Origin of the sequence: Comamonas sp. A7-5 (assembly GCF_039581385.1) — a bacterium.
Lineage (GTDB): Bacteria > Pseudomonadota > Gammaproteobacteria > Burkholderiales > Burkholderiaceae_C > Comamonas > Comamonas thiooxydans.
Genome location: NZ_JBCPWO010000007.1, coordinates 47255 through 67486 on the forward strand (window position 1 = coordinate 47255; position 20232 = coordinate 67486).

Here is a 20232-nt window from a genome sequence, read left to right on the forward strand (position 1 = left end):
GCTATCAGCCGTTCAAGCTCAGCAGCTGGCTGGCGGATTTATCGTTGGTTTCAGCGGTCTGCAGCAGCTTCATCTGCTGCTCGAACTGGCGCGAGGCCGCGATCATGCCGACCATGGTTTCGACGGAGTTCACATTCGATCCCTCGATCGAGCCCGACAGCAGGCGCGCTGTTTCATCGTTGGGCAGCGCATCGCCCTGCGCCGCGCGGAAAAAGCCGTCATCGCCGCGCACCAGCGGCTCATCGACGGGCGGCGTGACCAGCTTGACGCGCCCCACGGCCACGGGCAGCTGGTTGCCCATCTTGGCAGTCAGCGTGCCGTCCGAACCCAGGGAGATCGTGGACTCTGGCGGGATGTCGATGGGCGCGCCGCCGTCGGAGAGCACGGCCTGGCCGTTGCTGTTGACCAGCTGCCCTTCGGGCGAGATCTCGAACACGCCGTTGCGCGTATAGGCTTCCTGGCCATCCAGGCCCTGCACGGCAAACCAGGCGCGGCCCATGGCCATGGCGTCCAGCGCACGGCCGGTGCGCTGGGCCGGGCCGGGAGTGTCCTGATAGCCGGAGGTGGCCTCCAGCGCAAACACGCGGGTGCCGGCCCCCGAACCCTGCAGCGGTACCGAACGGAAGGTGGACATCTCGGCCCTGAAGCCGTTGGTGCCCGCATTGGCCAGGTTGTGAGCCAGCACGGCCTGACGCTGGGCTGCCGCATTGGCCCCAGTCATCGACGTATAAATAATTTTGTCCATGCTGACCTTTCTTCCGTCAAATCAATCGCCTTTGCAGCCCCGGCACAAAGCGCCTCAAGGGCCTATCGGTTATCGCAGGTTCACGAGTGTGGAGAACACCTGGTCCTGCGTCTTGATGGTCTGGGCGTTGGCCTGATAGGAGCGCTGCGCCGTCATCATGTTGACCAGCTCGGCCGTCAGGTCCACGTTGGACTCTTCCAGCGCGCCCGACTGCAGCGAGCCGAAGGTGCCGGTCTGGGCCGAACCATTGAGCGCAGGGCCGGAGTCGGAGGTGGCAACCCATTTGTTGTTGCCGATGGAGCCCAGACCCTGGGTATTGGTGAATGCCGCCAGAGCGATCTGGCCTTCGGTGCGCGTGACACCGTTGGAGTAGGAAGCCACGATGGAGCCGTCGCGGCCCACATTGATGCCCGTCAGTGCGCCCGAGGTATAGCCGTCCTGCTTGAGGCTGCTGACGGCAAACTTGGTGCCGAACTGGGTCAGACCGCCGAAATCGAACGCGACGTTGAAGGGCTGCAGGCCGTTGGGATTGGCCGTGCCGCCGCTGACGCTCAGATTCAGCGTAGTACCCGAACCTGTGGTCGGTGCATTGGGGGTGACGCTGGTGAGCTTGCCGCTCGCATCGAACACGGCCTTACCGATGGGCGTGGCCGTTGCATCGAGCGAGTTGAAGACATTCCAGGTGTTGCCTGTGGCGTCTTTCTCGAAATACAGATTGACCGGGATCGCCGTGCCCTGGGTGTCATACACATTCAGCGAGGTGCCATAGGTGGCCCGCGGCGTAGCAGCGACAGGGGGCGTGGCTGTCGCGTCGCCGGCGGCCGCCGTGGCGCGTGCATCCAGATTCAGCTCCACATTCACCTTGGATGTCTGCTTGGCGGGAATCGGCTGCCCTGTGGGAAAGCTCATCGGCACAGGCGTGGCACCCGACTGGATCTTGCCGGTCGAAGGGTCCACCACATAGCCCATGACATTGTCGTTGTCCACGGTCTTGAGGTTGCCCTCCTTGTCCAGACCGAAGTTGCCGGCGCGCGTGTAGGCGATGCTGCCGTCGCTTTGCTTGACGACGAAAAAGCCGTTACCGTTGATGGCGATGTCCAGGTTGTTGCCCGTCGAAGTGATGGAGCCCTGCCTGAACTGCTGGGACACGGAGGCCACGTTGACGCCGATGCCGCTGCTCTGGCCGCTGGCCGAGCCGATGGCGCTGGCGACCATCTCGGCAAAGTCAGCGCGCGAGGCCTTGAAGCCCGTGGTGTTGGAGTTGGCGATGTTGTGGCCGATGACGTCCAGATTCTTGCTGGCGGCGTTCAAGCCGGAGAGACCTTGTTGAAAACCCATGATGTGTTCCTCAATCAGTAAACGGCCTTGACGCCGGAATAAGCCACGCTGTCGCCGTTATCGAGCTCCAGCGACAAAGAGCCATTGGCCGAGCTGGTGGCAATCACGGCATGCGGCGCCAGCGGGGTGGATGCCACTGCGGTCGTGCCATTGGTGGCGACCACGCTGTAGCGCAGTTGCGAGGCATCGCCGCTGTATTTGTCCTTGCCATCCCAGGTGAAGTAGTTCCGTCCGGCAGCGCCGGCACCCAGGTCGATGGTGTCCACCAGCTCGCCGCTGGCCGTGGTGATCTGGATCTTGACGCTGGCCGCCTGGTTTTCCAGATCGAAGGCAGCGGTATGCGTGCCATCGGCCGCCACGCCCAGGGTGTTGCCCTCGGTCAGCACCGTACGACCGATCATGGAAGTGCCCTGCAGCACCTGCATGGCCGTGAACTGGCTGGACATGGAGGCCATGGTCTGGTTCAGCTGCTGAATACCGGTCACGGTGTTGATCTGCGCCATCTGCGAGGTCATTTCCGCGTTGTCCATGGGATTCATGGGGTCCTGGTTGTTGAGCTGGGCCACCAGCAACTTGAGGAAACGGTCCTGCGCCTCGTTGGGGTTGGTCACCGAGTTCTTGGTATTGCTGGTGGTGTTGGTCGTGGTGCCGTCCACGCTGCTTGCGCCGTAGATCATGTGTGTGTTCCCGGGCTTACTGCCCCATTTGCAGAGTCTTGAGCAGCAGCGTCTTGGCCGTGTTCATGACTTCCACGTTGTTCTGATAGGAGCGTGACGCCGAGATCATGTTGACCATCTCGTCCACGGCGCTCACGTTGGAGTGGGTGACATAGCCCTCGCCATCGGCCAGCGGATTGCTGGGGTCGTGGATGCGGCGGCCGGGCGTGTTGTCCTCGCTGATGGCATTGACCTTGACGCCCGCGCTGCCGTCGTTGCCCATGGGCACGGTCTGAAACACGACCTGGCGCGCCTTGTAGACGCTGCCATCGGGGCCGGCCACGGCATCGACGTTGGCCAGATTGGAGGCCACCACGTTCAGGCGCTGGGACTGGGCGCTGACCGCACTGCCCGAGATATTGAAGATGGAAAACATGGACATGGTTTAGCTCCTGGGCTTACTGGCCTTGAATGGCGCTGAGCATGGTCTTGGCCTGGCCGTTGATGAAGCGCAGCGTGGCTTCGTAGCGCACGGAGTTGTCGACGAAATTGGCGCGCTCGCGATCCAGATCCACGGTGTTGTTATCCAGGCTGGGCTGGGAATTGACCGAATAGCCGAGCTTGGCCTTGAGCGCCTCGTCCGACATCTGCGCCTGCAGCGGGATATGGCCTGCCGTCGTGACGCTGGCCTGGGTCAAGGGCTTGGGCCCGCTGGTCGCGGCCATCAAGGCTTCGCGGAAATTGAAGTCGCGCGCCACATAGCCGGGGGTGTCGGCATTGGCAATATTGCTGGCAATGGCGCGCTGGCGCTCGGCGCGCAAGAGCAGCGCCTCGCTTTGGAAGTCCAGTCGTTCGGTCATTTTGTTCAGCATTGCGGCCTCGCTTTCAGAATTCGGGGATGCCGGAGCCCACGGACTGCGGCATGCGAGGATTATGAAAATCGGCAGCGCAAACTAAAGCGCGAAGAAAGCGGTATTGCGCTGGCTCTTCAAGCCATTGCGCAAGCCATGTCACGCCTATATTTGCCAGCATCGTCTGCAGCCCTGTGACTGCGGATACTTCAAAGGATTGATGCATGTCTGGCCGCTTTTCCCTGTTTCTGCGCCTTCGCCCCTCTCAAGGCCTGGCTGCAGCATGGGGTCTCGCTGCGCTGCTGCTGACGGCTGGCGCACAGGCCCAGGACGGCGCGGCGCAGCTCAGCCAGATCGGACAGCGCTTTGTCGATGCGGCTCTGCACCAGCCATCAACCGAGACTGCGCAGGCCGGCAATGGCATGGCTTTGCGCATGGAAGTTCAGATGGGCCAGCTGGACTCGCGCCTGCGCCTGGCAGCCTGCGCCAAGGTCGAGCCCTATCTGCCTGCGGGCAGTCGCCTCTGGGGTCGCACCCGGCTGGGCCTGCGCTGCGTGCAGGGCAGCGTGCCCTGGAACGTGTTCCTGCCCATCACCGTGCGGGCCTATGGCCCGGCCTGGGTGGCACAGGGCAATATTCCGGCCGGCAAGACGCTGAGCGCCGAGGACGCAGCCCCCGCTGAAGTGGACTGGGCCGAGGACAGCGCCCCTGTCTTCGCCAATGCACAGGATTTCATCGGCATGGTCGCGGCGCGACCGCTGACTTCGGGGCAGGCTCTGCGCCAGAACATGGTACGTCCGCCTGCCTTGTTCACGGCGGGATCGCCCGTCCAGGTGATGGTCAACGGCGGCGGCTTCAGCGTTGCCGGCTCAGGCAAGGCAATGACTGCAGCCGGAGAAGGGCAGCAGGTACGGGTTCGCATGGATAATGGCCGCCTTGTTACAGGAACGGTCAATGCCAGTGGCGTGGTTCTGGTTCAATGACGAGAGAGTGCATACTCACTTTATCAACCATGCCAAATATTCCTCAAGTTTTACGCGCCCTTGTCGAAAGCAAGGCTACAGCGCCCTACGCCGATACAGGGCGATTGGAGAACCAGCATGAAGATAGGCAATAAGCCGGACCTGCAGCAGACCGCTGCAGCCGCCAAGCAGGCCCCGAAATCCGCCACCACGGTTGCCACCGAAGAATCGACCAAAGGCTTGTCCGAGCGCGCCGCCGGCGTGCCCGTGTCCTTTTCGTCCTCGGCCCGCGCCCTGGACAGCCAAAACCGCACCAATACCGACTTTGATGCCGATCGCGTCAAGGCCATGCGCGAAGCCATTGCCAATGGCAGCTTCCGCGTCAACGCCGAGGCCGTGGCAGACAAGCTGCTGGCCAATACCGAAGAATTCCTGGTTCACGCTCGCGGCTGAAGCGCCCGTGCCTGAACTCCCGAACAAAGGCTGACCCGATGACCTTGCAGGAAATGCTCGATTCGCTGGATGCGGTGATTCAGACCGTTTCGGCATCGCTGCAGTCACCGGACGCATCCGCGCTGGAACAGTCCAGCACCCGCCTGCGTGACGCCATGGTGGCGTTCTCCCAGCTCGTCAAACGCTTCTCGGCAGACGACTGGACGCCTGCACTGCGCGAGCGCGCACAGAATCTGGACCGCGAAATTTCCCTGGTCCGTGACCAGCTGGCACGGCTTTCCGTGCTCAACCAGCGCCGCACCAAGGCCCTGGTGCCTGCTGCCGAAGACAGCACCTATGAAAGCAGTCTGCGCGGCGCATCGCAGACCGGCCGCGCACGCATCTATCACGCAGCCAGCTAGGCTCGACGCGGAAACTCCAAGCAACACGGGCAACCCAGCACGAGATGCTCTGGGCGCGCTCAACCACGCCGGCCGCTAAGCGGTGGCCCGCCACCTGAGCGCAGCGCCTGCCGACATCCCCATGAACCATGGCTTGCCTGCGTCGATGGCTTTGATGCCCCAGCACAGCCAGCTATGACACACAGATAGTTAGCCGGTTGGTCCACGGCGTGGTGCAGGGCGATGCCATAGGCAGGCAGCGGCCCGTGGAGTTCGACTATCCGATGTCCGACGCCTTTGGCGAGCTGCTGCAGCGCACAGGCTGCCATATCCATCAGGGTCCCGTCCAACTGGGTTAAGAACGTGTTGACGATCTCTACGCAGTCGCGTTGGAGCGCAATCGGGATGAGTTCAAAGCGTTGGCTCGCCGCTTGCACCGGGGTGCAAGCAAGAGTCAGCGCGCAGAAATCGCCCGATTTCGCCCCAACCCTGCGGGACAGAGGGTTTGCGGGCGGTCTGCGGCGTTGCGAATCCTCGCAATAGCACGGCTATTGCTGCGGTATCGCGCCTTGCATCCCATCCCGCAAACCCTCTGTCGCGGCGCGAGGAGATCGTCAACACGTTCTACAACTTCTGTGCCTGGGCCCGCATGGGGGCCACCACGCGTTCGAAGACGCGCCAGAAAGCGGCATCCTGTGTGGTCGCGAAGTTGATGCGCATGCAGGTGCTGGAGCCCCGGCTGGCATGGAACATGGCGCCAGGGGCAATCATGTAGCCCTGATCCAGCAGCAACTGGGTCAGCACCTCGGTATCCACGCCAGTATCCACCCAGCCGAACATGCCAGCAGGCTCGGCCACAAACCGACAGCCAGCCGCCTGGGCCAGAGCCACGCTGCGCGTGCGCGCCTGGGCCAGATGCTGGCGCAGCCGCTCGGCATGGCGGCGCAGCTGGCCTTGCTCCATGCACAGGGCCAGGGCCTGCTCCATGGGGGTCGGCGTGGACAGGGTGGACAGCAGCTTGGTGTCCAGCAGTCTCTCGACCAGATCGGGCGGCGCCGCCAGATAGCCCAGGCGCCAGTTGGGCACCAGCACCTTGGCAAAGCCGCTGATGTAGATGCTGCGCTGCAGCCGGTCCAGTACCGACACGCGCGGTGCGTGATCGGCAGCGATATGGCAGTAGCTATCGTCCTCCACCACATAGAAGCCGTATCGCTGCGCCATCTGCAGCACCTCATGGGCGCTGGCTGCGCTCAGGCTGTAGCCCGTGGGGTTGTGCAGCACGCTGACACTCACATAGAGCTTGGGGGCCATGGTCTCGCAATAGCGCTGCATCACCGCCATGTCCGGCCCTTCGGGCCCGCGCGGCACGGGCAGCACGCGCATGCCCATGGCGGCCAGGCGCGCATATTCCACGGCCCAGCCCGGCTCTTCAACCATCACCGGATCGCCGGGCTGCAGCAGGGCTCGGCTCACGATGTCCAGCGCCTGGGTCGCCCCCAGGGTAGTGATGATCTGGCCAGTCCCCGCCGCGATGCCTATGCGCTGCAGGCGCCGCGCCAGCGCTTCGCGCAGCCGGCTGTCACCCATGGGCTCGCCATAGCGCACCAGCGATTCGCGCAGCGCCTGCCCGCTGGTGACCTTGCGCATGGCCGCCACCAGAAAGCCGGCATCCAGCCATTCGGCAGGCAGCACGCCGGCACCGGGCTGGGGCTTTCCGGCCACGCTCTCCACGAACATGCCGCGAATCAGCATGGTGGCGTTGATGCGCGTGCCTGGCGGGATGCCTACCGGGGTATTGACCGCTCCCTCATTGATAGCTATCTGCGCTTTACTCTCCTGCGTTTGAAGCGGATTTTGCACAATATCGCGCACAAAGAAGCCGCGTTGCGGCCTGGCCTCGACCAGTCCCTGGGCCTGCAGCAGGTCGTAGGCGGCCACCACCGTGTACGGACTCACGCCCTGCTGGCGCGCGCATTCACGCACCGAGGGCAGGCGCGCGCCAGCGGGCAGCAGCCGCGTGCGTATGCGCTCGGCCAGACGCTCGGCCAGTTGCTGGGTCAGGGTCAGGGCCGCCTGGCGGGACAGGGAGATGGACATGGTAATGTGCAGCGAACTGTATTGAAGCGGATACCGATACAGAAGCCATGATTGTGAGACTGTCTGTATAGGTACTGTAATGGTCTCACGCGTATATTGAGTCCATCAACCTCTCTTGGCCGCCCTCCACACAGGGCTATGGTCACGGCCTGCGGCCTCACCGGCTGCAGACCACACTGTCGCAATTGCCCGCCAGCCCACACAGGCAAACCGGTCGCGACACAATAAGCCCACCTGCTGGTGCATGGTTGCAGCGCCTTGTGCGCCGCAACGATTGCATCCCGAGCCCCAAGCTCGGGCCGGCACATGCCCGACAACGGCGTGAGAATGCACACCGGCCAGCCCTGCCCGGGCTGGAAACGTAGAGATCGAGTACTGTTTTATGACAACCTGGACGCTGGCAGAACGTGCTGCCAAGATGAATTCCTCCGCCATCCGCGAGATCCTCAAGCTGACCGACCGCCCCGGCATCATCAGCATGGCTGGCGGCCTGCCTTCCCCCAAGGCCTTCCCCCTGGACGCGTTCACAGAAGCCTGCCAGACCGTGATGCAGCGCGACGGTGCTGCAGCCCTGCAGTACTCGACCACCGAGGGCTTTGCCCCGCTGCGCCAGGCAATTGCCGACTTCCTGCCCTGGAACGTCGATCCCGAGCAGATCCTGATCACCACCGGCAGCCAGCAGGCGCTGGACCTGATCGGCAAGGTATTCCTGGACAAGGGCAGCCGTCTGCTGGTCGAAAAGCCCACCTACCTGGGCGCCCTGCAGGCCTTCACCCCCATGGAGCCCGTGGCCGTGGGCGTGGACAGTGATGACGAAGGCATGCTGATCGAGGACTTTGCCAAGCAGATCGGCAGCGGCGCCGACAAGGCCCGACTGGCCTATGTGCTGCCCAACTTCCAGAACCCCACGGGCCGCACCATGAGTGATGCGCGCCGCCAGGCTCTGGTCGACAAGGCCAGGGAGCTGGACATTCCCCTGATCGAGGACAACCCCTACGGCGACCTCTGGTACGAACAAGAACCCCCTCTGCCCCTGGCTGCACGCAACCCCGAGGGTGTGATCTACATGGGCTCGTTCTCCAAGGTGCTGGCCCCCGGCCTGCGCATCGGCTTCATCGTCGCGCCCAAGTCCGTGTATGGCAAGCTGACCCAGGCCAAGCAGGCCGCCGATCTGCACACCCCCAGTTTCAACCAGCGCGTGGTGGCCGAAGTCATCAAGGACGGTTTCCTGGATCGCCATGTGCCCACCATCCGTGCCATGTACAAGGCTCAGCGCGATGTGATGCTGATGGCTCTGGAGCGTGAGCTGGCCGGTCTCGACGTGAAGTGGACACGTCCTGTGGGCGGCATGTTCCTCTGGGTCAGGTTGCCTGCGGGCATGGACGCCCAGGCCCTGCTGGCCAAGGCCGTGGAGCGCAATATGGCTTTCGTGCCCGGCGCGCCCTTCTACGCCGGCGATGCGCAGAACAACACGCTGCGCCTGTCCTACGTGACAGTGTCTGCCGAGCAGATAAATATTGGCATTGCTGCTCTGGCTGACGCCATCCGCAGCAACACCCCCTGAGGCGCTGACGCGCCTTCCCCCTCTCTTTTCGGGAGGGGAACGACGCCATCGCCGCAAGGCGGCTCTTGCTCGGCGTCTCTAGCACCCCATGGCATGTGCAATGCCCCATCAACCGGCCTGCCACGAACCTCCGTGCAGCGCCGGTTTTTCTTTTTGCCGACAATCGCTGCCCATGTCTGCCTCCGCACATACCAGCCCTCTCTCTCATCCCTATATGACCGTGGACGTGTTCACGCATACCGCGCTGCTCGGCAACCCCGTGGCCGTGGTGCTGGGTGCCGATGGCTTAAGCGATGCGCAGATGCAGGCCTTCGCGCGCTGGACCAATCTGTCGGAAACCACTTTTGTGCTGCAGCCCACGCCCGAGGGGCTGGCTGCGGGCGCCGACTACCAGCTGCGTATCTTCACGCCCGCGGGCGAACTGGCTTTTGCCGGCCACCCCACGCTGGGCAGCTGCCATGCCTGGCTGGCCCAGGGCGGCCAGCCGCGCAACCCCGAGCAAGTGCTTCAGGAGTGCAAAAAAGGCCTGGTAGCCATTGGCTGCGATGCGCAAGGTGCGCTGTTTTTCGAAGCACCCTCACTCGACTCTCAGGAGATTTCCGAAGAGGAACTGGCACCCGTGCTGCAGGCTCTGGGCCTGCAGCGTGAGCAGTTGCTGATGGCACGCAGCCTCTACAACGGCTCGCCCTGGCTGGGAATGCTGCTGGACCACCCCGATACGGTTCTGAGTGTGGAGCCAGACTTTGGCGCACTCAAAAAGCTGGGTGCCAAAACCGGTCTGGCGGCCATTTATGAGGTGGCAGAGGATGCCCCGTTGATTGGCCGCTCCAGCCGCGAGGCCCGCGCTTTTGCCAAGCAGGCGGAAGAAGCAGCTCAAGAAAAAGTGACCTCAGCGCAACCACGTCTGGAAGTGCGCGCCCTGATCGGCGATACCGCGAGCGAAGACCCTGTCACCGGCAGCCTGAATGCAGCGCTGGCCCAATGGCTGACGGGCGAGGGTCTGCTGCAGACTCCCTATATCGCCGCGCAAGGCGTATGCGTGGGCCGTGACGGACAGGTTCATGTCCAGACCGCAGCCAACGGCAAGCTCTGGGTAGGCGGCCACACCGTGACCGTCACCTCAGGCCGCGTCCTGCTTTAAACCTCAGGGCCGGCTCAGAGCTGAACTGGCGTCATCCTGCAGATCTGGTCGGCCATGGTTTCGGCCTCCTGCGCATTGTGCGTGACCAGAATCGCCGTCTGCCCGGTGGCCCGCAGAATGTCGCGGACCTCCAGCGTCAGGCGCTCGCGCGTGGCGGCATCGAGATTGGAAAATGGCTCATCGAGCAGCAGCAAGGCCGGGGACGGCGCCAGGGCCCGCGCCAGCGCCACACGCTGCTGCTGACCGCCGGACAGCTCGTGCGGGAACTTGCTACCTGAATTCGCCAGCCCCACCACGGCAAGCAGCTCCTGCACACGCTTGTCGCGCTCTGGCTTGCCCATACGGCGCAGGCCGAAGCCCACGTTCTGCACGGCCGTCAAATGCGGGAACAGCCCGTACTCCTGAAACATCATGCCCACATGACGCTGCTCGGGAGGCAGATGCGTGCCGGGGCCGGAGAGCAATACCTCGCCCAGATGAATGCTGCCCGCGCGCACCGGCTCAAAACCCGCAATCGCTCGCAGCACGGAGGTCTTGCCGCAGCCCGAGGGACCCAGCAGGCTGGCGATATGACCTGCAGGCACCTGCAGATCAAAGCCCTGCAGCACGGTGTGCAAGCCCTTGGGAGTGTCATAGCCCAGTTGCAGCTGCGCAATTTGTAGAGAGGCGGTCATGCAGTCACTTCATCACGACTTATGCAAAACGGGTTCAGGCAAGACGACTGCCTCGGGAGGCCGTCCGTTGCTGCATTCTTGTTTGCACAAGTCCTGTTCATCCTATTCATATTCAATAGCTGCTTGCGCAATACCCATAAGCGCTTGAGCCGATTTTCATGCATATTCATCGCTGACTACCCGACAGCTGGGCACGCGCCAGCAGCATGACGGGAACCAGCCCCGCGATCACAATGCACAGCGCGGCGATCGCGCCCTCCTCATAGGTGCCGCGCGCGGCTTCGGCATAGAGCCAGGTGGCCAGGGTATCGAAATCGGCCGGGCGCAGCAGCAAGGTAGCGGGCAACTCCTTCATGGCGTCGACAAACACCAGCATGGCACTGGTGGCCATGGCGGGCCGCAGCAGCGGCAGATGCACGCGGCGCAGCGTGCCCAGGCGGCTTTCGCCCAGCAGACGCGATGCCTGCTCCAGCGTCGGCGGAATACGCACCAGTCCAGCCTCGATACCGCCCACGGGCATGACCAGAAAGCGAATCACGCAGGCAGCCACCAGCACAATGCCCTGCCCCATCAGCGGCAGGCCGCCCATACCGAACAGCTGGGCCAGCCCGGCGTCGAACGCCAGCGCTGGCGTCAACAGGCCGATGGCCAGCACCGTGCCCGGCACGGCGTAGCCCAGCGCCGCCAACTGCGCTGGCCAGCGTGACGGCGCTCGCGTGCTGATGCCAGTGCGCGTGGCCCAGGCCACGACAAGACCCGCGGCCACCGCGATCACGGTCACGCCCAGCGCCAGTCCCAGCGTGTTGAGCAGACTGGAGACCAGGCCCTCGGACACGCCCGAGCCCTGCACCAGACGCTTGCCGCTTTCCCAGGCCAGATAGGCAGCTGGCGCAGCAAAGCCGATCAGCACCGGCAGGCTGCAGGCCAGTGTTGCCAGCCAGGCCCTGCCTGCGGGCAGGCGGTGCGGCGCTATGGCCCGCATGCGCTGGGCCGAGCCAAAGCGCTGACGACTGCGGCCCTGACGCTCCAGCCAGACCAGGGCCACCACGGCCAGCAGCATGGAGCAGGCAATCTGCGCGGCACCAGCCAGATCGGAACGCGTGACCCAGGTGGTGTAGATCGACACCGTGAGTGTGTGCACGCCCAGAAACTCGGACGCCCCGATATCGTTGAGTGTCTCCAGCAGCGCCAGGCTCAGACCCACGACCAGCGCCGGTCGCGCCATGGGCAGGGCCACGCGCCAAAAAGCACCCCAGCGGGTCTCACCCAGCGAGCGTGCGGCCTCCATCAGATGCGCCGGCTGGGTCATGAACATGGAGCGCGCCGTCATGTACACATAGGGGTAGAGCGTGAAGCCCAGCACAAAGATCGCACCGCCCATGGAGCGAAGATCGGGCAGGCGCCACTGACGCGGGCTGTCGTAACCCAGCAACCAGCGCAGCGCGCCTTGCACCGGGCCTATGGGGTGAAGCAGGTCCAGATAGGCAAAGGCCACGATATAGGCCGGCATAGCCAGCGGCAGCAGCAGCGCCCAGTGCAGCCAGCGCCGCCCCGGAAAATCACAGGCCGTCACCAGCCAGGCACAGCCCGTGCCCACCACCAGCACCACCAGGCCCACCCCGCCCAGCAGCCAGGCCGTATTGGCAGCGGCATCGGGCAGCACATAGCGCAGCAGATCCTGCCAGTGCGCCCAGTCCGCCCCCAGCGCCAGCCAGGCCAGCGAGGCAATGGGCGCAAACACCCCCAGCGCAATCAACCAGCTTGCGCCCTGCCACACCGGCCCGACGGGTCTGAGCCCTGAACGAAGATAAGAAAACATCAAAAAATCAAAAAGGAAACGGCCCTTGGACAGGCATGCTCCATCAAAGGAACACCGAGCAAGAGCCGCCTCGCAGCGAAGGTGTTGTCCCCCTCCCGCGAAGCGAGAGAGGGGGAAGGCGCATCAGCGCCTCAGGGGGCTACTTATTTATCAAATCCCACCTTGTCGACCAGCACGCTGGCAGCCTTGCGGTGCTTGGCAATCTCTGTCAGCGGCAGCGGATCGATCTTGATCTCGCCAATGCTCTGGGCCACCACGGGGTCCAGCGTCACGCCCTTGCGCACAGGGTGCTCGTAGTTGGCCTGGGCGTACATATTCTGAGCCGGTTCGGAGACCAGGAACTCCAGCAACTTCACGGCCTGATCGCGGTTGGGCGCGTGCTTGGCCACCGAGGCGCCGCTGATATTGATATGCGTGCCGCTCTTGGGATCGTTGAAAGTAGGCTTGACGACCTTGATGGCATCGCCCCACTTGCGTGCGTCCGTACCTTCCTTGGCCGCCTTCATATGGCCCACGTAATAGGTGTTGGCCAGGCCCACATCGCAGATGCCGCCCAGAATGTCACGCGCCACGTCGCGGTCGCCACCGGTGGCCTTGCGCGCCAGATTGGCCTTGACGCCCTTGAGCCACTGCTCGGTCTTGGCTTCGCCGTCATGGGCGATCATGGCGGCGATCAGCGCCGTGTTGTAGGGGTGCTGGCCGGCACGGCTGCAGACCTTGCCCTTGAACTGGGGCTTGGCCAGGTCTTCATAGCGGAAGGCGCCGATCTTCATGTCCTTTTCGGCATACAGCACGCGGGCCCGCATGGACAGCGCAAACCACTGGTTGTCTGCGGCACGCAACTGGGCAGGAATGGAGGCTTCCAGAGTGCTGGACTTGACTGGCTGGGTCACGCCACCGTCCACCAGATCCAGCAGATTGCCGATATCCACCGTCATCAGCACGTCGGCAGGCGAGCGCTGGCCTTCAGCCTTGACGCGCTCCAGCAGGCCGTCCTTGACGAAGACCGTCTTCACGCCGATCTTGGTCTGCGCCGTGAAGGCAGCCAGCAAGGGCTGGATCAGAGCCGGTTCACGGGTGGTATAGAGCGTGATGTCCTCGGCGTGGGCGGACAGCGCAGGGGCGCACAGGCTGGCAACGGCGGCCAGTGCAAACAGGGGTCGTCGAAACATGGAGGGCTCCAGATGGTGAACAGGCATAAAAAAACACGCTCCGCCTCGAAACCGACAAGCCTCCTGCCAGCCAAGTGCAAGAGATCCGTGAACCAGTACCGAAAGCGGAGCGTATTTTTTATGTTTTTGAGAATCGCTCTCAACTATCTTAACCGAGCAGCACACCCTGTCCGTGCGCCAATCCTGACGACGGTTGCGGAAATGCCCGCCCGTGTGCTGTCACCCAAGCGCCAGCAGGTCGCAGGCATGACAGCGCCGCAAGCGGGCAAGGCCCAACATCCGCGCCATGGGAAACCTCTACCTTGTGCGCCATGGCCAGGCCTCGTTTGGCGCGGATGATTACGACCAGCTCAGCCCACGCGGCCAGGAACAGGCCGTGCGCCTGGGTGAATACTGGCGTGAGCGAGGTCTGAAGTTCGACGCCGTCTATGCAGGCACGCTCAAGCGCCATCAGCAGACGCTGGCCGGCATCATCCAGGGCCTGGGCAGTGCTTCCGGCCCCGAGGCACAAAGCCGGCCCGGACTCAACGAGTACGACAGCGAAGCCCTGCTGCGCGCCATCCACCCGGCCCCCCTGCCAAGGCCCGATACGCCCGAGCTGTACCGCCATCATTTCCGTCTGCTGTGCGACGCACTGGCGCAATGGATGGGAGGCACCATCAGCCCGCAGGGCATGCCCGACTGGAACGGCTTTGCGGACGGCGTGCACCAGGTGCTCGAGGAGATACGCCACCAGCACAGCGGCCAGAACGTGCTGCTGGTCAGCAGCGGCGGCCCCATCTCCACTGCCGTGGGCCAGGTGCTTGGCACCGCGCCCGAGGTGACCATTGCCCTCAATATGCGGCTGCGCAATATTGCAGTAACCGAATTCAGCATCAGCCCCAAGCGCTTGATGCTGCAAAGCTTCAACACGCTCAACCATCTCGATAGCGCCGAATACAGAAGCTGGATCACCAGCGCCTGATCCCCTTCAGGCCAGGAGCCAGCCAACGCAAAGTGCTACAAAGCCGCAATGGACTCCATCTTTCTCAGTCTTGGCGATACGGCGCTGACACTTGACATAGGCGCACAGCAGCACCGGCTGCCCATCGGCATTGCCACCCTGGTCAAGGCCTTTGCCCAGCGCATGCCCAATGCGCTGATGCTGGAAAACGCAATTGCCGATGTGGAGGATGCCGTCATGCCGGCCGGGCGCTGGCTGCCTGCAGGCGCCAGCCTGCTGCAAACGACAGACCCGCTGCTGCGGCAACTGATCCATGGTGCCACGGCCGACCCGCAAGCCACACAGGCCTCGCGCGAGGCGATCGAGAATATGTTCGAGTTGCTGGCACGCCAGGCCCAGCAGCCCGGCCATGCCGACCCGCAGCTGCCGCAGACCGCTGAACATGCGGCGGCCCTGCTGATATTGCGCGAGGTCATGCATCACTGGGGGCTGACTGCCCTGCAAGCAAGCGGTAACTAGCCATACCTGTGCGGCATAGCAGACAGAACGCTTTGCGGCTGCCTCTCGGCATTTTTCGGCGGCACACTCTCTGGATAAAAAGTTTCAGACAGAAGGACAAGCATGAAACGCCGCAGTTTTACCCAATCCCTGATCAGTGCCGCAGCGGGGGCTGCCCTGCTGAGCGGATTAGCCACCACCGCCCAGGCCGAAGGCCTTTCCAACCGCCCCATCCGCATCGTCGTACCCTTTGGTGCCGGCGGCGTGGCCGATGTGACGGCCCGTGTGGTGGCGCAGCAGCTGTCCACCCAGCTCGGCCAGCCCGTGGTCATAGACAACAAGCCCAGCGCGGGCGGTATCGTGGCGGCCGACACCGTGGCCAAGGCTGCGCCCGACGGACATACGCTGTTTCTCATGTCCAACGGCAGCGCCGTCACGGTGAATCTATTCAACAGTCTGCCCTTCGACATGGTCAAGGACCTGACGCCCATCTCCACGCTGGGCTACTTTGACATTGGCGTCATCACCGATGCCAAGTCGCCCTTCAAGAACCTGGGCGAGCTGGTGAGCTATGCCAAGGCCAATCCCGGCAAGCTGAATCTGGGCAGCATCAATGTGGGCAGCACCCAGCACCTGGCGGCCGAGCTGTTCAAGACCACGGCCGGCATCGATGCGCAGATCGTGCCCTTCAACGGCACGCCCGCCGTGGTGACGGCGCTGCGCGGCAAGCAGATCGATGCGGCCGTGGAAATTCTCACGCCCATCATGGGCCAGATCAATTCCAAGGCCGTGAACCTGCTCGCGGTGACGGGCGAGAAGCGCTCGCCACTGCTGCCCAATGTGCCCACGGCCCAGGAATCCGGCGTCAAGGGCTTTGTGGCCTCGTCCTGGAATGCGCTGGCTGCGCCCTCCAAGACACCAGCCCCCGTGATCGCGCGTCTGAACAAGGAAATCAACGCCGCCGTCAACAACCCCGAGGTCGCCAAGAAGCTGCGCGAACTAAATGTGCAGGCCCAGGCCAGCACTCCCGAGCAGACCGCCAAGCTGCTGCAGTCGGAAATCAAGCGCTGGGGCGATGTCATCACCACGGCCAAGATTCCGAAACAGTGATACTGATAGCTATGCTTTCAGTAGCTTATAGCGATTGATAGCATTGATTTTCAATACAAAACAGCCTGCAAATGCAGGCTGTTCTTGCGTAAAAAGCTCCTGAATTCAAAGCGGCTGTGGTTGATTTCCCACCGTGCTCAGGGGAAGGTCATGAATTTCGCCCAGCAACCTGACCAGGCCCTGAGCCGATGAACGCACCATGGCCGCGCCACGCTCGGCCGTCGCGGCGGCGGAGTTGCCCACGGCTCCGGCCGGGTTGTAGTCCTCGATGGCCCAGCCCAGCTTGGCGCTGCGGCCATTGCCGATGAAGTGGTATTTGCCGGCCCGCTGCTCAGAGCTGGAAGCGAAGTTCTGCGCACGCTCCATATGCACGGTCTCGGGCGCCAGGTGCAGCAGCATCGAGGTCTCCACTTCGCCGCCGTGAATGCCGAAGCGATGCTCATGCGCGCAGAACTGCTGGTTGGCCGCATCGTCCACCAGCCCGAACCAGCTGGCGCTGTAGACCAGCAGGCCATGCCGGATGCGCAGCTCGCGCGCAACGATGTCCATCACGCTGACCTGGCCACCATGACCGTTGAGCAGCAGCAGCTTCCTGATGCCGGCGCGCGCCACGCAGGCGCCCAGCTCCGTCCACAGTGCAATCAGCGTGGCCGGCTGCAGGCTCAAGGTGCCTGCATAGTTCGTATGCTCGACCGAAAAACCGATGTTCTGCGGCGGCAGAAACAGCACCGGCAGCTCGGCGGGCAGTTGGGCCAGAGCGGCATCGATGACGCCCTCTATCAGGCTGGCATCCACCGACAGCGGCAGGTGCGGCCCATGCTGCTCCACCGCTGCCACGGGCAGCACGGCCACGGTGTCTGCGGCCAGGCCATTGTTCTGGGCCAGGGCAAAGTCATGGGCCGAGGCCTGGACCCAGAAGCGCGAGGGCCAGCGGGGAAGCGCGCTTGCGGGAGTGGTCGGGGTATTGCTCATGGCCATCATCGTAGCTGCGCCAGCGCCCCGAAACCACCACATGCCCCGGATTCCTGGCCCACCGCCCGTCAACCGCAACCAGCCGACATGCCCCACAATGGGCCGATGCCTGAAGCCTCCGCCAGCGCCCCGCGCCAGAGTGCGCGCACCGCCAACTCCAAGCCCCAGACCCGCGACCTGACCCAGGGCCCGATTGCCAGCACCTTGCTGGTCTTTGCCCTGCCGATCCTGGCCGGCAATGTGCTGCAGTCGCTCAACGGCTCGGTCAATGCCATCTGGGTCGGCGGCCACCTGGGCGAGGCCGCGCTGACGGCCACCGCCAATGCCAACAACGTGATGTTTGCGCTGATCGGCGCGGTGTTCGGCATCAGCATGGCGACCAATATCCTGATTGCCCAGAGCATGGGGTCGAAAAACATCGCGCAAGCCAAACGTGTGCTTGGCACCAGCGCGACGTTTTTTGGTGTTGTCTCGCTGCTGATTGCCCTGCTGGGCTGGCCGCTGTCGCGCCATCTCATGCTGTGGATGAGCACACCCGAAGCAGCGCTGCCGCTGGCCGAGGCTTATCTCAAGGTCATCTTTCTGGCCATTCCGCTGCTGTTCATGTTCAGCTTTGTGACGGCGGCCCTGCGCGGCGCGGGAGACACCAGAACGCCGTTCTGGTTTCTGCTCGTTGTCGTGGCGCTGGACATGGCGCTCAACCCTCTGCTGATCTTTGGCTGGGGCCCCGTGCCGCGCATGGGCATCCAGGGCTCGGCCGTGGCCACGCTGATTGCCAATGCCGTGAGCTTTTTTGCCCTGCTGGGATGGCTGCGCCTGCGCCGCCATCCCTTGTGGATAGGTCGCCGGCAGCTGGGACTGTTCAAGCCCGATCTGACGATCGTGCGCACTCTGGTGGTCAAGGGCCTGCCCATGGGCGTGCAGATCGTGATGATCTCGCTGGCCATGATCGCCATGATTTCCATGGTCAATGAGCATGGCGTGCAGACGGCATCCGCCTATAGCGCAGCGCTGCAACTGTGGACCTATGTGCAGATGCCGGCCATGGCCATAGGCGCGGCCTGTTCGTCCATGGCGGCGCAGAACGTGGGGGCGGGCCTCTGGCAGCGTGTCAGCGCCACGGCCAATGCAGGCATGCTGGGCAACCTCTTGATGACGGGCAGCCTGATCGTCCTCATCGTGCTGCTGGACCGCCATGTGCTGGGCTGGTTTCTGCCAAGCGGCAGCCCCTCACTGGAGGTGGCCCGCCACCTCAACCACATTGCCATAGGCTCCTTCCTCTTCTTCGGCGTGACCTTTGTGCTGGCCGGCGTGGTGCGTTCGACGGGTGCCGTCATGGCGCCAGTGCTCATCCTGGCAATTGCCATGTGGGGCATACGCGTGCCCGTGGCGCGCTGGCTGCAACCCGTGATGGGCGTGGATGCCATCTGGTGGAGCTTTCCCATCAGCTCCGTCTGCTCCATGCTGATGATGCTGGCCTATTACCGCTGGGGCCACTGGCGCCAGGCGCATATGCTGCCGGCTGCAGCCCAGGCCCCGGCACAGCCCGCAAGGACGAAGGCGCAGGCCCAGACGGCAGAGGAACTCCAAGCACAGGCCCCCGTGGACAGCGATGCGCTGATGGCCAGTGCCGAGCCTTGCAAGCGCATCGCCATCCCAGCCGAGGTGGGCGGGCAGCCGCCCAGCTCCGTCGCCAACCTGGCCGCGGAGGCCGGATCTGCTTCGCGCGAAGCTAGCCCAGGGTGATGCCTGTTTCCTTGACGATGCGCTTCCAGCGCTCATGGTCGGCGGCAATGAGCCGACCGAACTCCTGGGGCGTGCTGCGCCGCGGCATGTAGTTGTAGCCGGCAAGCCTGGCCAGCACATCAGGCATCTGCATGATCTTGTCCATCTGCTGGGCCAGATAGCCCACGATGTCCTGAGGCGTACCCTTGGGAGCCAGCAGCCCCGACCAGGAATTGAAATCCATGCCCGCTATGCCCAGCTCGCGCAGCGTGGGCAGCTGCGCAAAGGTCGGTACACGCTGGGGCAGCAGCACGGCCAGGGCCTTGACCTTGCCTGCGCGAATCATCTCCACCGAGGTGAAGGAGTCGAACGAAAAGTCCACCTCGCCCGCCACCACGGCCTGCATCTGCGGGCCCGTGCCCTTGTACTGGGCATTCACGATGCCCGGTGCCTCGATCACTTTCTTGAACTGCTCGGTGATCAGCGAAATCATGCTGCTGCCCGAGGAGGCGCTCAGCGGCTTGCCCTGCTTGGCCATGGCCGTCAGCTCCTGCATGCTGTTGACGGGCAGGTCCTTGCGCGCAATCACCACAAAGCCCACATCGCACAGATGGCTGATGGGCTCGAAGCTGGCCAGCGCCTCGTAGCCGGTCTTGTAGAGCACTGGGCTCAGGGTCTGCGCTCCCGCCGTGTTCATCAGCAAGGTATAGCCGTCGGGTGCTGCGCGGGCCGCCAGCTCGGAGCCTATGACGCCGTTGGCGCCACTCTTGTTGTCGACCACGAAGGACTGGCCCGCAAGTTCGCCCAGCTTCTGCATGGTCAGCCGGGCCACGACGTCGGTGGTGCCACCGGCCGGAAACGGCACGATGACTCGTACCGGCTTGTCCGGATAGCCGGGCGCAGCGGCCGCATGCCAAGGCAGCGCGGTGGCAGCACAGGCAGTCGAGGTGGCAAGAAAGCGGCGGCGTGATGTATTCACCATAATGCTTGTCTCCTGTAATTGCCCGGCAACGGACTCCTGCGACCGGCTCCGGCTGCGGGCTGTTTGAGCCTTGCAGGCCGAGCCATGATGGAGTCCGCCCGCGCCTTCTGTCCAATACCATGCGCCTATGCAAGCATTGGTTTTGCCAAT

The 20232-nt window shown here is 63.8% G+C and carries 22 protein-coding genes; 10 read left to right on the forward strand and 12 right to left on the reverse strand.

What is annotated here, in order from left to right; translation table 11 throughout:
* Positions 1 to 4: 4 nt before the first annotated feature.
* From AAIL67_RS14240 to AAIL67_RS14265, 6 genes are all read right to left on the reverse strand, one after another.
* Positions 5 to 745, reverse strand: a complete 741-nt coding sequence (locus AAIL67_RS14240) for a flagellar basal body rod protein FlgF (protein ID WP_003077982.1) — start codon at positions 743 to 745, stop codon at positions 5 to 7.
* A gap of 69 nt (positions 746 to 814) precedes the next feature.
* Positions 815 to 2083 (reverse strand): flagellar hook protein FlgE, encoded by a 1269-nt coding sequence (gene flgE / locus AAIL67_RS14245; protein WP_012836849.1) that lies wholly within the window; start codon positions 2081 to 2083, stop codon positions 815 to 817.
* A 14-nt stretch (positions 2084 to 2097) separates the two neighbouring features.
* Complete coding sequence (locus AAIL67_RS14250) at positions 2098 to 2760, reverse strand: flagellar hook capping FlgD N-terminal domain-containing protein (RefSeq protein ID WP_034353098.1); 663 nt, start codon at positions 2758 to 2760, stop codon at positions 2098 to 2100.
* A 16-nt stretch (positions 2761 to 2776) separates the two neighbouring features.
* The gene (gene flgC, locus AAIL67_RS14255; RefSeq protein ID WP_003059205.1) at positions 2777 to 3181 is read right to left on the reverse strand and encodes a flagellar basal body rod protein FlgC; all 405 of its coding nucleotides are present in this window, start codon (positions 3179 to 3181) and stop codon (positions 2777 to 2779) included.
* Between the two features lie 16 nt (positions 3182 to 3197).
* A complete protein-coding gene (gene flgB / locus AAIL67_RS14260) occupies positions 3198 to 3611 on the reverse strand; it encodes a flagellar basal body rod protein FlgB (RefSeq protein WP_003065531.1) in 414 nt (137 codons plus the stop codon).
* A 13-nt stretch (positions 3612 to 3624) separates the two neighbouring features.
* Positions 3625 to 3816, reverse strand: coding sequence for a hypothetical protein (locus tag AAIL67_RS14265; protein ID WP_131324637.1), 192 nt, complete (start codon positions 3814 to 3816; stop codon positions 3625 to 3627).
* Here AAIL67_RS14265 and flgA point away from each other — a divergent pair.
* The 4 genes from flgA (at position 3815) to AAIL67_RS14285 (ending at position 5744) form a co-directional block, all read left to right on the forward strand.
* Positions 3815 to 4573, forward strand: a complete 759-nt coding sequence (gene flgA, locus AAIL67_RS14270) for a flagellar basal body P-ring formation chaperone FlgA (protein ID WP_034353095.1) — start codon at positions 3815 to 3817, stop codon at positions 4571 to 4573. The two genes, AAIL67_RS14265 and flgA, sit on opposite strands and share 2 nt — an antisense overlap.
* A 117-nt stretch (positions 4574 to 4690) precedes the next feature.
* Positions 4691 to 5005 (forward strand): flagellar biosynthesis anti-sigma factor FlgM, encoded by a 315-nt coding sequence (gene flgM, locus AAIL67_RS14275; protein ID WP_034378013.1) that lies wholly within the window; start codon positions 4691 to 4693, stop codon positions 5003 to 5005.
* Positions 5006 to 5043: 38 nt separating this feature from the next.
* Positions 5044 to 5406 (forward strand): hypothetical protein, encoded by a 363-nt coding sequence (locus AAIL67_RS14280; protein ID WP_003065537.1) that lies wholly within the window; start codon positions 5044 to 5046, stop codon positions 5404 to 5406.
* Between the two features lie 209 nt (positions 5407 to 5615).
* Positions 5616 to 5744: a hypothetical protein gene (locus tag AAIL67_RS14285; RefSeq protein ID WP_343484266.1), complete on the forward strand. Its 129-nt coding sequence runs from the start codon at positions 5616 to 5618 to the stop codon at positions 5742 to 5744.
* Between the two features lie 265 nt (positions 5745 to 6009).
* Here AAIL67_RS14285 and AAIL67_RS14290 read toward each other — a convergent pair whose 3' ends face one another.
* Positions 6010 to 7482, reverse strand: coding sequence for a PLP-dependent aminotransferase family protein (locus AAIL67_RS14290; protein ID WP_063665085.1), 1473 nt, complete (start codon positions 7480 to 7482; stop codon positions 6010 to 6012).
* Positions 7483 to 7864: 382 nt separating this feature from the next.
* Between AAIL67_RS14290 and AAIL67_RS14295 the strand changes: the two genes are divergently transcribed.
* Together AAIL67_RS14295 and AAIL67_RS14300 are read left to right on the forward strand one after the other, a co-directional pair.
* Positions 7865 to 9046, forward strand: a complete 1182-nt coding sequence (locus tag AAIL67_RS14295) for a PLP-dependent aminotransferase family protein (RefSeq protein ID WP_063665084.1) — start codon at positions 7865 to 7867, stop codon at positions 9044 to 9046.
* 172 nt (positions 9047 to 9218) lie between these two features.
* A complete protein-coding gene (locus AAIL67_RS14300; RefSeq protein ID WP_063665083.1) occupies positions 9219 to 10187 on the forward strand; it encodes a PhzF family phenazine biosynthesis protein in 969 nt (322 codons plus the stop codon).
* A gap of 14 nt (positions 10188 to 10201) precedes the next feature.
* Here AAIL67_RS14300 and AAIL67_RS14305 read toward each other — a convergent pair whose 3' ends face one another.
* From AAIL67_RS14305 to AAIL67_RS14315, 3 genes are all read right to left on the reverse strand, one after another.
* The gene (locus AAIL67_RS14305; protein ID WP_034353083.1) at positions 10202 to 10861 is read right to left on the reverse strand and encodes an ABC transporter ATP-binding protein; all 660 of its coding nucleotides are present in this window, start codon (positions 10859 to 10861) and stop codon (positions 10202 to 10204) included.
* Between the two features lie 166 nt (positions 10862 to 11027).
* On the reverse strand, positions 11028 to 12680 hold the full coding sequence (locus AAIL67_RS14310) for an iron ABC transporter permease (protein ID WP_034353081.1): 1653 nt from the start codon (positions 12678 to 12680) through the stop codon (positions 11028 to 11030).
* Positions 12681 to 12823: 143 nt separating this feature from the next.
* Entirely contained in the window at positions 12824 to 13852 is a 1029-nt protein-coding gene (locus AAIL67_RS14315) for an extracellular solute-binding protein (RefSeq protein ID WP_343484267.1), read from the reverse strand.
* Positions 13853 to 14138: 286 nt separating this feature from the next.
* On the opposite strand from AAIL67_RS14315, the gene AAIL67_RS14320 reads away from it, so the two are divergent.
* From AAIL67_RS14320 to AAIL67_RS14330, 3 genes are all read left to right on the forward strand, one after another.
* Positions 14139 to 14816 (forward strand): histidine phosphatase family protein, encoded by a 678-nt coding sequence (locus AAIL67_RS14320; protein WP_224649601.1) that lies wholly within the window; start codon positions 14139 to 14141, stop codon positions 14814 to 14816.
* Between the two features lie 48 nt (positions 14817 to 14864).
* The gene (locus AAIL67_RS14325; protein ID WP_224649599.1) at positions 14865 to 15314 is read left to right on the forward strand and encodes a hypothetical protein; all 450 of its coding nucleotides are present in this window, start codon (positions 14865 to 14867) and stop codon (positions 15312 to 15314) included.
* Positions 15315 to 15416: 102 nt separating this feature from the next.
* Positions 15417 to 16403 (forward strand): tripartite tricarboxylate transporter substrate binding protein, encoded by a 987-nt coding sequence (locus AAIL67_RS14330; RefSeq protein WP_034353070.1) that lies wholly within the window; start codon positions 15417 to 15419, stop codon positions 16401 to 16403.
* A 105-nt stretch (positions 16404 to 16508) separates the two neighbouring features.
* On the opposite strand, the gene AAIL67_RS14335 is transcribed toward AAIL67_RS14330, so the two are convergent.
* Positions 16509 to 17384 (reverse strand): creatininase family protein, encoded by an 876-nt coding sequence (locus AAIL67_RS14335; RefSeq protein WP_083994784.1) that lies wholly within the window; start codon positions 17382 to 17384, stop codon positions 16509 to 16511.
* Positions 17385 to 17480: 96 nt separating this feature from the next.
* On the opposite strand from AAIL67_RS14335, the gene AAIL67_RS14340 reads away from it, so the two are divergent.
* Positions 17481 to 19121, forward strand: coding sequence for an MATE family efflux transporter (locus AAIL67_RS14340; protein ID WP_059441431.1), 1641 nt, complete (start codon positions 17481 to 17483; stop codon positions 19119 to 19121).
* On the opposite strand, the gene AAIL67_RS14345 is transcribed toward AAIL67_RS14340, so the two are convergent.
* Positions 19108 to 20082: a tripartite tricarboxylate transporter substrate binding protein gene (locus tag AAIL67_RS14345; RefSeq protein ID WP_280041555.1), complete on the reverse strand. Its 975-nt coding sequence runs from the start codon at positions 20080 to 20082 to the stop codon at positions 19108 to 19110. The two genes, AAIL67_RS14340 and AAIL67_RS14345, sit on opposite strands and share 14 nt — an antisense overlap.
* Positions 20083 to 20232: the final 150 nt, after the last annotated feature.

Bases quoted from the DNA above. Each gene is read 5' to 3' on its own strand.
- AAIL67_RS14300 (WP_063665083.1), top strand. From the start codon at position 9,219: ATGTCTGCCTCCGCACATACCAGCCCTCTCTCTCATCCCTATATGACC.
- AAIL67_RS14250 (WP_034353098.1), bottom strand. From the start codon at position 2,760: ATGATCTACGGCGCAAGCAGCGTGGACGGCACCACGACCAACACCACC.
- AAIL67_RS14345 (WP_280041555.1), bottom strand. From the start codon at position 20,082: ATGGTGAATACATCACGCCGCCGCTTTCTTGCCACCTCGACTGCCTGT.
- flgB (WP_003065531.1), bottom strand. From the start codon at position 3,611: ATGCTGAACAAAATGACCGAACGACTGGACTTCCAAAGCGAGGCGCTG.
- AAIL67_RS14280 (WP_003065537.1), top strand. From the start codon at position 5,044: ATGACCTTGCAGGAAATGCTCGATTCGCTGGATGCGGTGATTCAGACC.
- AAIL67_RS14290 (WP_063665085.1), bottom strand. From the start codon at position 7,482: ATGTCCATCTCCCTGTCCCGCCAGGCGGCCCTGACCCTGACCCAGCAA.
- AAIL67_RS14310 (WP_034353081.1), bottom strand. From the start codon at position 12,680: ATGTTTTCTTATCTTCGTTCAGGGCTCAGACCCGTCGGGCCGGTGTGG.
- AAIL67_RS14305 (WP_034353083.1), bottom strand. From the start codon at position 10,861: ATGACCGCCTCTCTACAAATTGCGCAGCTGCAACTGGGCTATGACACT.
- AAIL67_RS14340 (WP_059441431.1), top strand. From the start codon at position 17,481: ATGCCTGAAGCCTCCGCCAGCGCCCCGCGCCAGAGTGCGCGCACCGCC.
- flgE (WP_012836849.1), bottom strand. From the start codon at position 2,083: ATGGGTTTTCAACAAGGTCTCTCCGGCTTGAACGCCGCCAGCAAGAAT.
- AAIL67_RS14315 (WP_343484267.1), bottom strand. From the start codon at position 13,852: ATGTTTCGACGACCCCTGTTTGCACTGGCCGCCGTTGCCAGCCTGTGC.
- AAIL67_RS14240 (WP_003077982.1), bottom strand. From the start codon at position 745: ATGGACAAAATTATTTATACGTCGATGACTGGGGCCAATGCGGCAGCC.
- AAIL67_RS14320 (WP_224649601.1), top strand. From the start codon at position 14,139: ATGGGAAACCTCTACCTTGTGCGCCATGGCCAGGCCTCGTTTGGCGCG.
- AAIL67_RS14325 (WP_224649599.1), top strand. From the start codon at position 14,865: ATGGACTCCATCTTTCTCAGTCTTGGCGATACGGCGCTGACACTTGAC.
- AAIL67_RS14295 (WP_063665084.1), top strand. From the start codon at position 7,865: ATGACAACCTGGACGCTGGCAGAACGTGCTGCCAAGATGAATTCCTCC.
- flgA (WP_034353095.1), top strand. From the start codon at position 3,815: ATGTCTGGCCGCTTTTCCCTGTTTCTGCGCCTTCGCCCCTCTCAAGGC.
- AAIL67_RS14335 (WP_083994784.1), bottom strand. From the start codon at position 17,384: ATGATGGCCATGAGCAATACCCCGACCACTCCCGCAAGCGCGCTTCCC.
- flgC (WP_003059205.1), bottom strand. From the start codon at position 3,181: ATGTCCATGTTTTCCATCTTCAATATCTCGGGCAGTGCGGTCAGCGCC.
- AAIL67_RS14265 (WP_131324637.1), bottom strand. From the start codon at position 3,816: ATGCATCAATCCTTTGAAGTATCCGCAGTCACAGGGCTGCAGACGATG.
- flgM (WP_034378013.1), top strand. From the start codon at position 4,691: ATGAAGATAGGCAATAAGCCGGACCTGCAGCAGACCGCTGCAGCCGCC.
- AAIL67_RS14330 (WP_034353070.1), top strand. From the start codon at position 15,417: ATGAAACGCCGCAGTTTTACCCAATCCCTGATCAGTGCCGCAGCGGGG.